Annotated in this window: 11 protein-coding genes; 7 read left to right on the plus strand and 4 right to left on the minus strand. The window is 62.9% G+C overall.

The window, feature by feature from the left end:
- Positions 1-27: 27 nt before the first annotated feature.
- The gene (locus RRF64_RS03680) at positions 28-432 is read right to left on the minus strand and encodes a secondary thiamine-phosphate synthase enzyme YjbQ (RefSeq protein WP_323844469.1); all 405 of its coding nucleotides are present in this window, start codon (positions 430-432) and stop codon (positions 28-30) included.
- A gap of 64 nt (positions 433-496) precedes the next feature.
- Between RRF64_RS03680 and trmA the strand changes: the two genes are divergently transcribed.
- On the plus strand, positions 497-1585 hold the full coding sequence (trmA, locus tag RRF64_RS03685) for a tRNA (uridine(54)-C5)-methyltransferase TrmA (protein ID WP_323844470.1): 1089 nt from the start codon (positions 497-499) through the stop codon (positions 1583-1585).
- 169 nt (positions 1586-1754) lie between these two features.
- Here the strand turns inward: trmA and RRF64_RS03690 are convergent, their stop codons facing one another.
- From RRF64_RS03690 to RRF64_RS03700, 3 genes are read right to left on the minus strand one after another with little or no spacing between them, the layout of a single operon-like run.
- Entirely contained in the window at positions 1755-2219 is a 465-nt protein-coding gene (locus RRF64_RS03690) for a DUF2489 domain-containing protein (protein WP_323844471.1), read from the minus strand.
- A 14-nt stretch (positions 2220-2233) separates the two neighbouring features.
- Positions 2234-3178 (minus strand): AEC family transporter, encoded by a 945-nt coding sequence (locus RRF64_RS03695; protein WP_323844472.1) that lies wholly within the window; start codon positions 3176-3178, stop codon positions 2234-2236.
- A gap of 6 nt (positions 3179-3184) precedes the next feature.
- A complete protein-coding gene (locus tag RRF64_RS03700) occupies positions 3185-4609 on the minus strand; it encodes a DNA recombination protein RmuC (RefSeq protein WP_323844473.1) in 1425 nt (474 codons plus the stop codon).
- Between the two features lie 79 nt (positions 4610-4688).
- Here RRF64_RS03700 and murI point away from each other — a divergent pair, with 79 nt between their 5' ends.
- The 6 genes from murI (at position 4689) to RRF64_RS03730 (ending at position 15019) form a co-directional block, all read left to right on the plus strand.
- On the plus strand, positions 4689-5525 hold the full coding sequence (murI, locus tag RRF64_RS03705) for a glutamate racemase (RefSeq protein WP_323844474.1): 837 nt from the start codon (positions 4689-4691) through the stop codon (positions 5523-5525).
- Between the two features lie 87 nt (positions 5526-5612).
- A complete protein-coding gene (locus RRF64_RS03710; RefSeq protein WP_323844475.1) occupies positions 5613-8309 on the plus strand; it encodes a PD-(D/E)XK nuclease family protein in 2697 nt (898 codons plus the stop codon).
- Between the two features lie 9 nt (positions 8310-8318).
- Positions 8319-9353, plus strand: coding sequence for an alpha/beta hydrolase (locus RRF64_RS03715; RefSeq protein ID WP_323844476.1), 1035 nt, complete (start codon positions 8319-8321; stop codon positions 9351-9353).
- Positions 9350-12832 (plus strand): UvrD-helicase domain-containing protein, encoded by a 3483-nt coding sequence (locus RRF64_RS03720; protein WP_323844477.1) that lies wholly within the window; start codon positions 9350-9352, stop codon positions 12830-12832. Before RRF64_RS03715 ends, RRF64_RS03720 begins: the two co-directional genes overlap by 4 nt.
- A 546-nt stretch (positions 12833-13378) precedes the next feature.
- Entirely contained in the window at positions 13379-14452 is a 1074-nt protein-coding gene (locus tag RRF64_RS03725; RefSeq protein ID WP_323845590.1) for a 3-deoxy-7-phosphoheptulonate synthase, read from the plus strand.
- A gap of 216 nt (positions 14453-14668) precedes the next feature.
- Positions 14669-15019, plus strand: a complete 351-nt coding sequence (locus RRF64_RS03730) for a DUF2200 domain-containing protein (RefSeq protein ID WP_323844478.1) — start codon at positions 14669-14671, stop codon at positions 15017-15019.
- Positions 15020-15089 lie beyond the last annotated feature (70 nt).

Consider the following 15089-nt stretch of genomic DNA (forward strand, 5'->3'; position numbering starts at 1 on the left):
CCTCCCCGCTTTGGGGAGAGGGGGAGCCTAAATATGCAGTATCACCCGCCGCTTGCCCCGGTGGTGGCGGTGCTCCCACAGGTAAATCCCCTGCCAGGTGCCCAGCATCAGCCGGCCGCTCTTTACCGGAATCGACAGGCTGGTCGCCGTCAGCGCCGCCTTGATATGCGCCGGCATATCGTCCGGTCCCTCCAGCGTATGCGTATACAGGCTGTCGTTTTCCGGCACCAGCCGGTTCAGCCAGTGCTCCAGATCATCCCGCGCACTCGGATCGGCATTTTCCTGTATCAGCAGGCTGGCGGAGGTGTGCTGGATAAACAGCGTGCAGAGCCCCTCGTCCACGCCCTGCCCGGCCAGCCAGTCGGATACCTGGTCAGTAAACTCGTGTAGCCCCTGGCCGTGCACTACTATTCCTATCTCACCAATTGCCATAGAGATTCCCGCGCTCTTTCTTTTACAATGCGCGCCCGCCCGAAGATTCAGACTGCATTTTAATATGGCGATACACCGCGTTAACACCGACGATTATACGGAACAGCTACAGCAGAAGGCCGCACGGCTGCGCCAGGCCTTCAGCGAATACACATCGCTGGAACCCGAGCTGTTCCCGTCGCCGCCGATCCACTACCGCCTGCGCGCCGAGTTCAAGGTCTGGCACGAGAAAGGCGAGGCGCACTATGCGATGTACCGCCAGGGCGAATACAAGCAGCCGTTTATCATCGATGAGTTTACCGTTGGCTCGGAACTGATGAACCGGCTGATGCCCCTGGTGCTGGAAGCCGTCAACAACAGCGAGCTTTTGCGCAAACGCCTGTTTTCCGCGGAATTCCTGACCACGCTGAGCGGTGACGCGCTGATCACGCTGATCTACCACAAGAAGCTCGACGAGGCATGGGAAACTGAGGCCCGCGCGCTGCAGGAGAAGCTCGGTTTCCCGATCCTCGGCCGCTCGCGCAAGCAAAAAATCGTGCTGGAGCGGGACTATGTCACCGAGCAATTGCAGCTGGGCGACAGGACCTACCAGTACAAGCAGGTGGAGGGGAGCTTCACTCAACCCAACGGCGAAATCTGCCGCTCGATGATCGGCTGGGCCAAGGATGTGTGCCGGGACAGCAGCGGCGACCTGCTGGAACTCTACTGCGGCAATGGCAACTTAACCATTCCACTGTGCGAGCATTTCGACAGGGTGCTGGCGACGGAAGTGTCCAAGGTCTCGGTCAACGCCGCGCAGGAAAACATTGCCGCGAACGGCGTGACCAACCTGGATATAGTCCGCCTGTCGAGCGAGGAGTTCACACAGGCGATCGACAAGGTGCGGCCCTTCCGCCGCCTGAAAGAGATCGACCTGGACAGCTACGATTTCTCCACCGTACTGGTAGACCCGCCGCGCGCCGGGCTGGACAGGGATACCTGCGCGATGGTGGCGCGCTTCCCGCGGATTCTGTATATCTCCTGCAATCCGCAGACGCAGCTGGAAAACCTGGCAGAGCTGAGCAGGACGCACAGGATCGAGCGCTTTGCGCTGTTCGACCAGTTTCCCTATACGGATCACACGGAATCCGGGCTGCTGTTAGTGCGCAAATAGTGCGCAAATGATCCGTTGACTCGCGCCATCCCCGGCGCTCGCCCTGCGGGCGTCTTCGACGTCCAGATTTGTTCCGGACAAATTTGTCGCGGCCATGGGCCGCTCCTACAATAGTTTTTTCCACCACCTGTAGGAGCGGCCCATGGCCGCGATCGATCTCTCAGACAACTCAGAAGGACCGGCCGAGAATCCGCCGCGCCGCGTCCAGCGCGAAATCCTTGTACTCCTCCTCGATCCGCGCCATCTCCAGCTCGAACTGAAACTGCTTCTTGCGCGGCAGCTTCTTCCAGTCCTGCAGGATCGGGATATGACTGGTCTTCTCCGCAATGGTGTAGAAGGCCACGAACTCTTCGCGCACCCCCTGCTCCACCTGTAGCGCGTCCAGCAGCACGCGAATACGGATCGAGGCCTCTGTCAGCCCGACGCCGTCGTCCAGCAGGGTACGCGCGATTATCTGGATGCTGTCGTTGACGCGCTGGCGCTGATCCGCCGCGGCCTGTTCCAGCTCAGCCAGCTGCTGCGCCTGCTGCCGCTGCGCGACGTTGAGCTTGCGCAGGTAATATCCGGCGACCACCGCGAGCGCGAACACAATCAGCGCGGCCACCAGCAGCAGCCAGGTCGGGAATGCCGTCATCAATGCAATACCTCTCAATACAGGACTTGTAACAGCGCCAGCCCCAGGCTGGCAGTGACGATGGAAAGCAGCGTGCTGAGCGCGACGATATTGGCAGCCAACTGGCTGTTGCCGCCCATGGCGCGCGCCATGATAAAGGAAACCGTCGCGCTCGGTGCCGCGGCCAGCAACAGCAGTACGCCCATTGACTGCGGCGGCAATCGGAACAGCCAGCCAAAAGTCAGCAGTACCGCGGGTACCAGCAACAGCTTGAATCCCACGGCGCCGAATGCGGTCAGTGAGCTGCGGCGCAGCAGGCTGAAATCGAGGCTGGCACCGATACACAGCAGCGCCAGCGGCAGGGTGATCGAGGCCAGGTAATCCCCCGTCTGCAGCAGGATGGCCGGCAACTGCAGGCCGGCCTGTCGGCACACCAGGGCCAGTACTATGGCGACAATCAGCGGGTTCTGCGCTATATCCCTGGCCAGCTTGCCCCAGCTGCCCCGGTTCCATTTTCCCGGCGCGTCCTGACTGTAGACGGCGAACAGCGTCACCGCGGCCAGGTTGTACAGCATCGTCACCACCGCCATCAGCAGGGCCGCCTGCGCCAGACCGCTGCTGCCGTAGGCATTGGCCGCCCAGGCGAGGCCGATAATACCCAGGTTGCCGCGGAAGGCGCCCTGAATAAACGCGCTGCGATCGCCTCGTGCCAATGGTCGCGCCGCCGCCCACGCCAACGGAATCGTGATCAGGGTGCCCAGCAGGCCGGCCGCCAGCAGCGGCAGCTCCTGACCCAACTCCGCATCCGAGGTAAAAATCTCGCTAAACAGCAACACCGGCAGGGTAACCAGAAATACCAGCCGCGAAGCATCGTCGACAAACGCCTCCCGCAGCAGGCCAATCCTGGTCAGCCAGTAACCGATGATCAGGGTCAGGAAAATCGGCCCGGTAACCGACAGCGCGAAGGCGAATGTCTCCATCGCGAATTATTCGCCTTCGACTTCGGTCTCGGCCTGGGTTTCCGGTTCGGGTTCCGGCAGGGACTTGAGTTCGCTGGAGTCCGCCTTTTCGCGCAGGTCCGAAGCGATCTGCTTGCGGGTCTTGGCCCCCAGCTTGCGCAGGCTGTCGATCCGCTTGACCGCATTGCCGCGGCCGGTGGCCAGGCGCTTGTAGGTCTGCTGATAGGCCTCGTCGGCCTGGCGCAGGCGAGCGCCCAGCTCGTCCAGCGATTCCAGCACCATCGCGAACTGGTCGTGCAGCTTGCCGGCCTCCTCGGCGATGCGCTCGGCGTTCTTGTTCTGCTTTTCGTAGCGCCAGATATTCTCCACCGTGCGCAGCGTGGCCATCAGGCTGGTGGGGCTCACCAGCACTATCTGCTTCTCGTAGGCGAAGCGGAACAGCTCCGGGTCCGCCTGCATCGCCAGCATATAGGCGGCCTCGATGGGCACGAAGATGAAGACGAAATCCAGCGTGCGCACGCCCTCGAGCTGTTCATAGGCCTTCTTGTTCAGGCCGGTGATATGGGCGCGCAGGGAGTTCACATGCTGCTTCAGCGCCTGCGCCCGCTCCTCGTCGGTCTCTGCGGCGCTGTAGCGCTCGTAGTCCACCAGCGACACCTTGGAGTCGATGATCAGGTCCTTGTGCTCCGGCAGCCGCACGATCACGTCCGGCTGGCGGCGGCGGCCATCCTGGGTGCCAGCCTTGAGAGAAACCTGGGTCTCATACTCGCGGCCCTTAACCAGGCCGGATTCTTCCAGCAGCCGCTCCAGTACCACCTCGCCCCAGTTGCCCTGGATCTTGCGGTCGCCCTTCAGCGCCGAGGTCAGGTTCAGGGCCTCGTCGCTGATGCGCTGGGTCTGCTCGCGCAGCGCCTTGATCTGCCCCACCAGGCTGCCGCGGTCCCGGTTCTCCTGGTCGTAGACATGCTCCACCCGCTTGCGGAAATCGCCCAGCTGGCGCTCCAGCGGATCCAGGCTCTTGCGCAGGCTGTCCTCGCTGCGGCGCACGAACGCCTGCTGCTTCTCCTCGAAGATGCGGTTGGCCAGGTTCTCGAACTGCTCGGCCATCGCCTTGCGCGTCTGCTCCAGCTGCTGGCGCTGTTCACCCAGGGCGGCCTCGCTCTTCTCTACGAGTACCTGGCTGCGGGTCAGGCGCTGCAGCTTGTCCGCAAGCTCGGTGCGCAGGGACTGTACCTCCGCGGCCAGCTGGGCCTCGCGCTCGCGACTGCCGCCCAGGCGCGCCTCGGCTATTTTCAGCTCCGCCCCGGCGGCCTGCAGGGCCGCCGCCGTCTCTGCCAGCCTGCGTCGCGCGCCGGCACCGGCGAGCCAGACCAGCAGCCCGAGCAACAGCAGCAGGCCTATACCGGCCAGCATTGCTTGTTCGAGGCTCAGTTGCAGCGGGAACAGTTCCATAAAATTCTCTTAAACTTGGATGGCTGGTATTCTGAACGGCCGGGGAGTCCCCCGGACAAGGCGGGAAACAAGGTTGCGTATGCAGTTCGAAAGCGCTCATTCTAACAAGGGCTCCACCGAGCACCCAAGCGCGCTGATCTTCGACTCCGGCGTGGGCGCCATCAGCATCGCGCGGGAGATCCGCCGCCTGCTGCCCGGCCTGACGCTGCACTTCGGCATCGACAACGGCTTCTACCCCTACGGCACCAAGCGCGAAGAGGAGCTGCGCCCGCGCATCGTCGCGCAGGCAAGCAGGATGATGGCGCGCTGCGGGGCCGACATACTCGTGGTCGGCTGCAACACCGCCAGCACCCTCGCCCTGCCGCAGTTGCGGGAGGCGCTGAGCGAGCCGGTGGTGGGTGTGGTGCCGGCGGTCAAACCCGCAGCCGCAGCCACCAAAACCCGCACCTTCGCCCTGATCGCCACCGAGGGCACTGTCAACCGCAATTACACCCGGGAGCTGATCGAACAGTTCGCCAACGGCAACCGCGTGATCAATGTGCCGGCACCGGAGCTGGTGCATCTGGCGGAGGCCAAGCTGCGCGGTGAAACGGTGACCGCGGCCGACCTGGAACCGGTACTGCACCGCATCTTTCACACCGCCGGCGGCGACAAGGTAGATATCGCAGTACTGGCCTGCACCCACTTCCCGCTCTTACGCGACGAACTGGACCGCTACGCGCCGCGGCCGATCCAGTGGCTGGACTCCGGCGCCGCCATTGCCCGCCGCGTCCAGTGGTGGCTCGGCGAGCTGCAGCTGGCCCTGCCCGCGAGCCCGGGGCAGAGCCAGCTGCTGACCAGCGCAGCGGACAGCGACGGCCGGATCGCGCTCGCCTTCGCCGAGTTCGCGCCGCGCGCGCAGTCCATGGCCAGCTGACGCCGTCCCGCCGAATCCGGTTGACAGTTTCACCACAAAACGCGACCGTAATCACAAATCCCAAGCCGAACCAGGTGCCCAGAATCCATGCTGCAACCGGCATTCCCCGTCCTGGAAATCCTCGCGCGACTCCCCCCGGGGGGGCTGCTGCTGACACCGAACAACCGCCTGCGCAACCGCTGCCAGCAGGTCTACGCCGCCGCACAAGCGGCCGGGTCCTGCTGGGCGCCGCCGCCGGTAGAATCCCTGCAGGGCTGGCTCGACAAACTGTGGTTCCACCTGCAGCAGCGCGGCTGGAAGCCGGCACTGAAACAGGTACTGAACCGCGAGCAACGCCAGCTGCTGTGGCAGCGCGCCCTGGACGAATCCCTCGAGCGCCAGCTGCTGAACAGCCAGCAGCTGTGCCGCGATGCCGATAGCGCCCTGGCGCAGCTGCTGCAGTGGCAGCTGGTAACGGATATCAACCGCATCGAGGCCAGCGTCGAACCCCTGCTGGAAAAGTTCGCGCTCGGCTTCAGCGACGATGAACTGCCGCTGACCGCAATGATCAGGGCCTTCGCCCAACAGCTGCACACTCACAACGGCATCACCCCCGACCAGCGCGACCAGCTGCTGCTGCGCGCACTGCAAGAAGGCGCCATCGGCTCGCTACCGCAGATCGACACCGCCGGTTTTGCGCAGATATCCCCCCTGGCCGACGCCATACTCCACGCCGCCGCGAAAAAGGTGGTCGCACGGCCGTCGGTTAAACGGAACGGCGAGATACGTGGCGCCCCCTGCCAGAACCTCGAGGACGAGCTATACCAGGCGGCGCGCTGGGCCGCACAGAAACTCGAGCGGAATCCGCGTGCGAGCGTCGGTATCGTCGTCAACAACCTCGGCCAGTGTCGCGCCCAGGTGGAAGCCATCTTCGCGCGCGTGCTGGAACCGCAGTACCTGGATCCGCAGCAGCGGCGCTACACACTGCCATTCAACTTCTCCGCCGGCACGCCCCTGGCGCAGACGCCAATCGGCAGCGCGGCGCTGCTGCTGCTCGAATTGCTGCGCGACGAATGGGACTACGCCCAGCTGCGCAACCTGCTGTTCTGCCCCTTCTGGGGGCGTGAAGAGGAAACCTGGCTCCACAGCGCCCTGTTCCGCCGCCTGCAGAAGCTGGAGCTGCGCCGCATCGACGGCGCCACCCTGCGCTATTGGGCGGAGCGCACTGCCGCCCATCTGCAACTTGACGAGCCACAGCTGCCGCGCCAGCTGGAACTGATCGGCGAGTGCACGCGGCGCTGGAAACGCGCGCCCGCAGAAATCTGGGCGGCGCGTTTTTCGGAAATGCTCACCGCGCTCGGCTGGCCCGGCAACCGCAACCCCGACAGCCAGGAATACCAGCAGCTGCAACACTGGGAGAGCGCGCTGGAAGATCTCGCCGCCCTGTCCGCCTGCGGCGGCAGCCTGACCCTGAGCCAGGCCCTGCAGCAGCTGCGCCAGATCGCCAGCCGCACGCCCTTCCAGGCGCAGACCCACGACGGCCCGGTGCAGATTCTCGGCGTGCTCGAGGCCGGCGGCCTCGCCTTCGATCACTTGCGCCTGGTCGGCTTCGGCCAGCAGCAGTGGCCGCCCGCCCCCGCGCCCAATCCACTGCTGCCGATCCAGTGGCAGAAGCACTGGAAAATGCCCCGCGCCAGCGCCGAGCGCGAACTGGAACTCGCGCGTGAACTGAGCGACGACCTGCTGGGCGCCAGCGCCGATATCGTCGTCAGTTACACCGCCGTGGAGGACGGTGTGCACCAGGGGCTGAGCAGCCTGTTCGGCAACCCGGCAGCGCTTTCGCCCATCGAAACCGATGCGCTGAGCGATCACAGCGCGAAACTCGCGGCGGCCACTGCGCTGGAAAATGTCGCCGACAACCGGCTGCCGCCGCTGGCGCCGGCGGACTGCGAACGCGTGCGCGGCGGCGCCGCGGTGCTCAAGGCCCAGGCCCTGTGCCCGCTCAATGCACAGCTGCGCTACCGCCTCGGTGCCCGAGGTTTTGTGCAGCCGGATATCGGCCTCAGCCCCGCCGAGCGCGGCAACATCGTGCACCAGGTGCTGGCGGAATTCTGGCAGCAGTGCGGCGATGTGGCCCACCTGCGAACCATGGACGAGGAACATCGCCGGGATCAGATCGACAGCTCGATAGAAAATGCACTGCGCAATGTGCGCAAGAAGCATACACATCTGCCAGCCGGCTTCTGGGGGATGGAAGAGCAGCGCCTTGTGCGGCTGATGGATCAGTGGCTGCAACTGGAAATGCAGCGGCCGGCCTTCGCCGTGGAGAAAATCGAGTGGGAGCAGCAGGTGCAAATCGGCGGGCTGCAGTTCAGTTTGCGCCTCGATCGCCTCGATCAGCTTGCCAGTGGCGAACAGCTGGTCGTCGACTACAAGACCGGCACGCCCAGTAGCAAAGACTGGCTGGGCGAACGCATCCGCGAACCACAGCTGCCGCTCTACGCGCTGTTCCAGCCCGACGCCCGCGCCATCGCCTTCGGCCAGGTGCGCCACGGCGACTGCAAGTGGACCGGTTGCGGCGAACTGGAACAGCCGATCGACGGCATCAAGGCGGTGGGAGACGTGCAGAAGGATGCCCCTTTCGCCACCTGGGATGAATTGACCGAACACTGGCAGCGCGGCCTGCAGCTGCTGGCCGACGAATACCGCAGCGGCGTCGCCACCCTCACCTTCGACCGCACGGCGGACAACGACAGCGAACTCTGGCCGCTGAATCGCTGGCCGGAACGAAACACAGCGGAATAAGCAGAGCAAATGAATCCTGCGCAGTTGATCTTATTAGCCAGCCTTATTCTGTTGAGCGGATGCTCGGCGGCAGTCTCCGAATATATCTCAAGCCAACGAAGCTTTGGCCATGAGGGCCTGACCACCAGCAGTGAACTCGAAAACCAAGGATTCTCCAAGGCGACATATTGCTCGGATTTGTACCAGGTGTGCATGAGCTACCTGACCGCTGAACCTCTGGTGGATAAGAAAAGCTTGAATTATCAAGTTTCCCTGTCCGGCACCGGTGCCGACGATAAGATCGCACTGGACCTCAAACGGAACACCATAGAGGCATATCGAGGCGAAGTAGTATTGATCCACGGTTTTCGCGCTTCCAAAGAGTTCATGGTTAACTCAGCGCTCTATTTCCGATTTTTAGGATTCAAAGTGCTAGTACCTGACTTACTGGGGCACGGTGAGTCTGGAGGGCGTTTGAGTTTCGGCATAAGAGACGGCGAAGTTCTGAATGAACTTCTGAATAGCCATCATGCGACAACTCACCCCTTATTCATTGTTGGCAACTCAATGGGCTCGATCACTGCCGTCGAACTCGCCAGGAAAAGGGATGATATTTCAGGATTAATACTTCAGGCTCCGATGATTGTATTTGATGAGGCAGCGGCCAATTACGCTAATGCTTACTCTCCATTCCTTTCATTGCTCTTGTCAGACAAGTCAATCCGCAGGGGAGCGACTCAAGCGCTGCAAGCTGCCGAGGTATCCCTGGACCAGACCGATATCAGGCCAGCGGTATCGCAATCGCGCATACCAGTGCTTATTCTCGCCTCATCAGAAGATCCTGTAGCACCATTTTCGCATTTTGAAAACCTTAGCAACCCGAGCTTATCTGTACATGACATCCGAGGTCGCAGCCACCCCGGCATGGCAGTAATAGGCCAACAAGACAATGAAGACATCCAGCGGTGGTTAAAATCTACTAACGGCCATGCTATTCATGCGACCAAAGCAGATAACGCGGATGATCTCAATACTATGCATTCAGGCCAGTGGCACACCCAATGAATGACGTGATAGAGCAAATCCGCCAGCCTGTCGACGCCGAGGCCCGCGCCCGCGCCCTGGATATCACCGAGAGTTTCGCTGTCTCCGCGCCAGCCGGCTCCGGCAAGACCGGACTGCTGACCCAGCGGGTGCTGAAACTGCTGGGCAGCTGCCAGCAGCCGGAGGAAGTTCTGGCGATCACCTTTACCCGCAAGGCCGCAGGGGAAATGCGCGAGCGCTTGCTCGAGGCGCTGCTCAGCGCGCGCGACGCGGCGCGGCCCGACAGTCCGCACGACGCAATCACCTGGGACCTGGCCAGCAAACTGCTCGCCCGCGATGCGGAACTGGATTGGCAACTGCTGCAGATGCCGCAGCGCCTGCGCATTCAGACCATCGACGGCCTCTGCCGCAGCCTCGCCAGCCAGCTGCCGATCGAGAGCGGTCTGGGCGCGCCCGGCGAGCCGCTGGAGCAGACGCAGATTGCGTTTGAAATGGCGGTGGTCAATCTGCTCAGGCACCTGGACGGCGACACGCCGGACAGCGATTTGCAGCAGCTACTGCTGCACCTGGACAACGACCTGGGCCAGCTGAACAAACTGCTGCAGATACTGCTGGAAAAGCGCGAACAGTGGCTGGGGCCACTGCTCAGCGTCGGCCATGCAGACGCGCAGGATTATTTCCACTTCGCCATCGACGAACTGGTGGCAGAAAGCCTCGGCGACCTGGCCGGTGCACTGCGCGGCTACGCCGGCGAACTGATCGAGCTGGCCAACTACGCCGGCAAAAACCTGCTGCGGGAAAGTCCCGCCCACCCGTTGTGCGCCTGCGCCGACCTGGATGCGCTGCCACCGGCGGACAACAGCGCCCTGCCCCAGTGGCTGGCGCTGACCGAATTGCTGGTGACCGGCAAGGGCGAGATCCGCAAGGCCGTCGACAAGCGCGTGGGTTTTCCGGCAGTCGACAAGAAAGATCCGGAAACGGCGCTGGCCAACGAATTCAAGGCGCGCATCAAGGACCTGTTGGCGGAACTCGGCAGCGACGAATCGCTGCTCGCCTCAGTCAATGAGGTGCGCAAACTGCCCTCCGGCCTGCAGGAGAGCCAGTGGCAGCTGCTGCAGGCGCTCTCCCAGGTATTGCCGAAGCTGGTGGCCGAGCTGAAACTGGTCTTCCAGCAGCTGGGCGCCACCGACTACACCGAAGTGGCCCAGGCGGCACTGATCGCCCTCGGCGACAGCGACGCGCCCACCGACCTGGCACTGAAGATGGACGTGCAGACGAAACACATTCTCGTCGATGAGTTCCAGGATACCTCGCAGATGCAACTGCAGCTGCTGGAAAAACTCACCGCCGGCTGGGAGCATGGCGACGGCCGCACGCTGTTTATCGTCGGCGACGGCATGCAGTCCTGTTACGGTTTCCGCAATGCCAATGTGGGCATTTTCCTCGACGCCCGCAGCCGCGGTATCGGCCACGGCAGCGACAAGGTACCGCTGCAAGCGCTGGACCTGCAGGTGAACTTCCGCTCCGAAGGCCCGGTGGTCGACTGGATCAACGCCGTGTTCCAGAAGGCGTTTCCGGCTCGGGACAATATCGGCCGCGGCGCGGTGCGCTATCTGAAATCGCATGCATTCAAGGGCGCCAAGTGGCCTGGCCAGGCTGTGAATTTCTACGGCTGCATCGACGACGAGGAACGCAGCCGCGAGGCGCAACAGGTTGTCGAGCTGGTCAGAGATCTGCAGGACAGGGATCCGGGCGGGCGCATCGCCATTCTGGTGCGCAAGAAAAAGCATCTGGGTCGCGTGCTGCCAGCGCTGAGCGCCGCCGGTATTCCCTTCCAGGCACCGGACCTGTCGCCGCTGGCGAGCAAGATGGTGGTACTGGACCTACTGAGCCTGACACGTGCCCTGCTCGACCCCAGCGACCGGATCAGCTGGCTGGCGCTACTGCGCGCGCCCTGGTGCGGGCTGCAGCTGCCGGACCTGTTTACGCTGGCCAACTGGGGCAATGGCCCCTCTCCGGATAACAGCACCCCGACGGACACCAGCGCGCGCCCGCTGCTGCTGGCGTTGCGCGAAATCGACGATATCCCACTGCTGAGCGAAGACGGCCGGGCGCGGCTCGAGCGCGCCGCCGCGCCGATACTGCGCGCCTGGCAGCAGCGCGGGCGCAAACCCCTGCGCGCCTGGATCGAGGGCCTGTGGCTGGCCCTCGGTGGCCCGGCCGCGGTCGCCAACAAAAGCGATCTCGACAATGGAGAGGACTTTTTCCAGCTGCTGGAACGCTTCGACAGCGGCGGTGCCATCGGCGACTGGCAGCAGTTCTACAACGCGCTGGAAAAGCTGTTTGCGCGACCCGGCCAGGATGCCGGCGTGCAGGTGATGACGATTCACAAATCCAAGGGCCTCGAGTTCGAACACGTACTGATTCCCGGCCTGGACCAGGGCGGCAAGCCCGGCGGCGATCAACTGTTGCGCTGGGCCGAGTGGCTGAACCGCGACGGCGAGAGCCGCTTTTTGCTCGCGCCGAAGAGCGCCCGCGGCGACAGCGACCCCCTGTTCGACTACCTCAGGTACGACAACAGCGAACGCGAACGCCTGGAGGGCACACGCCTGCTCTACGTCGGCTGTACCCGCGCCATCCGCTCGCTGCACCTGCTCGCCTGTGTCAAGCGCGACGAAAAGAAAGGCCAACTGAAAGCACCGGGCGCGGCCGCCCTGCTCGCCGGCATCTGGCCGTCGATCCCCGCACATGAGGAAAGCGACTGGTGCCACTGGCTCGAAGCCCCGGAAACCGATGAGCCGGGGGCCGAGCGCGGTACCGATCGCGACTACATTCTGCGCCTCCCGATCGACTGGCAGGTGCCGCCGATGCCGAGCCAGGACTGGCTGGCCGAGTACCGCATGCCCGACTACCAGCCGGAGCAAGCCGCCGAGGCGACTGCCCCCGACAATCTACCCGAGATGGGCCGGGTCGCCCTGCGCTGGCTGCGCCACGCCGGCACCGTCGCCCACGAGACACTGGCGACCATCGCGCAATCGGATCTGGACGACTGGAATAATGCGCACCTGCAGCAATTGCGCCCGCTGTGGCAGCTGCGTCTGGCTCAGCTGGGCCTCCACGGCAGCGGATTGGAAAAGGCCAGGGAAAAGGTCGAACAGGCGGTAACCAACGCACTGAAATGTGAAACCGGCCGCTGGCTGCTGGACAGCAGCCACAGCGAGTCCGCGTGCGAACTGGAACTGCACAGCGGTGGCCGCCAGCTGCGCCGCGCGATCGTCGATCGCACCTTTATCGACGCCCACGGCGTGCGCTGGATCGTGGACTACAAGACCGCGGAACCCGGCGCCGAGGAAAACCCGGAAGGCTTTATCGCAACGCAACTGGAGCGCTACCGCGGCCAGCTGGAGTCTTACCGCAAACTCTTCTACGCCCGCGGTGAGCGCAATATCCGCTGCGCCCTCTATTTCCCGCTGCTGCAACAGCTGGCCGAACTCCATTAATGCACCTGTCCGCATACAAAGGCCGCAAAGCGGCCGCCCCCGGGACAAATCGGCAGGAAAGCCGATTTGGGCGCCGAAGGCGCCCGGAGGGCGAGCGCCAGGGACGGCGCGAGTCATCGCCGAGCCCCAGCTCGGCAAAGCGGGCCAAGGGCCCGCCTGGATCCCGGCCTCCGCCGGGATGACGAGATTCCAGCTCACAGCCAATCCTGACATCGTCATCCCGGCGCAGGCCGGGGAGACGAGATCCCAGCTCACAGCTAATCCTGACATCGTCATCCCGGCGCAGGCCGGGATCCAATGTCGCAGCGCCACACTCGCCGCTTGCGCTAAGCCGAATTTCGGATCCAGTCAGTTTCACTTTCGGCAAGCAAACTCCTACACAGCCCCGCACAATAGGAGCCCACTTGCCGTTCAACCCGCGGCGTCGAGAGACCCATTTGGTTACAAATGAAACCCTCGCCCTGCCCCGGCGGCGTGGGTAGGATAGATGCCCCGCCTTGCGCGCCAGCCGCAGCGGTGAGAAGGAACGGAGTAATAGTGAACGCCATGACCACACAGCAGTTCGACGACCTGAATGTCGTCTCCCAGGAAGTTCTGATCAGCCCCGAGCAGCTGAAGGCAGAACTGCCGATCAGCGAAGCCGCCGAGGCCACCGTCGCCGCCGGCCGCGCCGCCGTGCGCGATATCCTCGATCGTAAGGACCACCGCCTGATGGTGGTAATCGGCCCCTGTTCCGTACACGACGTCAACGCCGCGATCAACTACGCGAAGCGCCTGAAGAAGGTCGCGGACCAGGTGTCCGACACACTGCTGATCGTCATGCGCGTCTACTTCGAGAAGCCGCGCACCACCGTCGGCTGGAAGGGCCTGATCAACGACCCCTTCCTGAACGATTCCTTCAAGATTCAGGACGGGCTGCATATCGGCCGCAAACTGCTGCTGGATATCGCCGAGCTGGGTCTGCCCACCGCCACCGAGGCACTGGATCCGATTTCGCCCCAGTACCTGCAGGATCTGATCTCCTGGTCCGCCATCGGCGCGCGCACCACCGAATCCCAGACCCACCGCGAGATGGCCAGCGGCCTCTCCTCCGCCGTCGGCTTCAAAAATGGCACCGACGGCAGCCTGGATGTGGCAATCAACGCGCTGCAGTCCACCGCCAACCCGCACCGTTTCCTCGGCATCAACAAGGAAGGCCAGGTGGCCATCATCCACACCGCCGGTAACAAGTACGGCCACGTGGTACTGCGCGGCGGCAATGACAAGCCCAATTACGACTCCGTCAGCGTCGCCGTTTGCGAACAGGAACTGCGCAAAGCCGATCTCATACCGAACATCATGGTCGACTGCAGCCATGCCAATTCCAACAAGAACCACGAGCTGCAGCCGCTGGTGGTAGACAATGTCACCCACCAGATCCTGGACGGCAACCGCTCCATTATCGGTATCATGGTGGAGAGCAACCTGAAGGCCGGCAACCAGAAGATCCCCGATGACCTGAGCCAGCTGGAGTACGGAGTGTCCGTAACGGACAAGTGTATCGATTGGGAGACCACCGAAGCGCTGTTACTCAAGATGGCGGAACAGTTGCGCGCGCCGCTGGCGACACGCAACTCTTGACCAGCTAGAATTTGCAACTACCTAAAAGGGCCGGCACTGCCGGCCTTTTTTCATTGGTCTGAAAGACTTCGCGCAAGGATCGGCAAAATCAACTAAACACCAAGTGAAGTCACCAATCGGTCGGCGTAGGATATGCGCAAGTGTCGCCCCGTTGCGGGCGCTAGCGCGCTGAAGACAGTGCGCACGCCGACCACCCGTAAATAAGGAGGGATGACGATGCCTAAGCACCAGATTTTCACGATGCCATTTGCGAGGGTTTATCCGCTGTATATTCAAAAAGCAGAACGCAAGCATCGTACGAAAGCAGAAGTCGACCAGATCATATGTTGGTTGACGGGTTACGACCAAGCCGGTTTGCAGCAGCAAATCAAACTGGAAAGCGATTTTGAAACATTTTTTGCGCAAGCCCCGGCCATTCATCCGAATAGCTCACTCATCAAGGGCGTAGTGTGCGGTGTTCGCGTAGAAGAGATCGAAGATCCATTGATGCAGAAAATACGCCATTTAGACAAGCTGATTGATGAGCTCGCAAAAGGAAAGGCGATGGAGAAGATTCTGCGGCAATAACTCGTTGAGCGCTAAGTAACTACAGCGTCTAGAGCGAATAGAGGGACTGCCAGTCAATACCATCAGGCGA

The sequence above is a fragment of the Microbulbifer magnicolonia genome (assembly GCF_035117725.1).
In the GTDB taxonomy this organism is placed as follows: Bacteria; Pseudomonadota; Gammaproteobacteria; order Pseudomonadales; family Cellvibrionaceae; genus Microbulbifer; species Microbulbifer magnicolonia.

What these genes read in the sequence shown, in the direction of transcription:
- RRF64_RS03680 (WP_323844469.1), bottom strand. Translation starts at nt 432, where the DNA reads ATGGCAATTGGTGAGATAGGAATAGTAGTGCACGGCCAGGGGCTACAC.
- RRF64_RS03725 (WP_323845590.1), top strand. Translation starts at nt 13,379, where the DNA reads ATGACCACACAGCAGTTCGACGACCTGAATGTCGTCTCCCAGGAAGTT.
- murI (WP_323844474.1), top strand. Translation starts at nt 4,689, where the DNA reads ATGCAGTTCGAAAGCGCTCATTCTAACAAGGGCTCCACCGAGCACCCA.
- RRF64_RS03700 (WP_323844473.1), bottom strand. Translation starts at nt 4,609, where the DNA reads ATGGAACTGTTCCCGCTGCAACTGAGCCTCGAACAAGCAATGCTGGCC.
- RRF64_RS03720 (WP_323844477.1), top strand. Translation starts at nt 9,350, where the DNA reads ATGAATGACGTGATAGAGCAAATCCGCCAGCCTGTCGACGCCGAGGCC.
- RRF64_RS03715 (WP_323844476.1), top strand. Translation starts at nt 8,319, where the DNA reads ATGAATCCTGCGCAGTTGATCTTATTAGCCAGCCTTATTCTGTTGAGC.
- trmA (WP_323844470.1), top strand. Translation starts at nt 497, where the DNA reads ATGGCGATACACCGCGTTAACACCGACGATTATACGGAACAGCTACAG.
- RRF64_RS03730 (WP_323844478.1), top strand. Translation starts at nt 14,669, where the DNA reads ATGCCTAAGCACCAGATTTTCACGATGCCATTTGCGAGGGTTTATCCG.
- RRF64_RS03695 (WP_323844472.1), bottom strand. Translation starts at nt 3,178, where the DNA reads ATGGAGACATTCGCCTTCGCGCTGTCGGTTACCGGGCCGATTTTCCTG.
- RRF64_RS03710 (WP_323844475.1), top strand. Translation starts at nt 5,613, where the DNA reads ATGCTGCAACCGGCATTCCCCGTCCTGGAAATCCTCGCGCGACTCCCC.
- RRF64_RS03690 (WP_323844471.1), bottom strand. Translation starts at nt 2,219, where the DNA reads ATGACGGCATTCCCGACCTGGCTGCTGCTGGTGGCCGCGCTGATTGTG.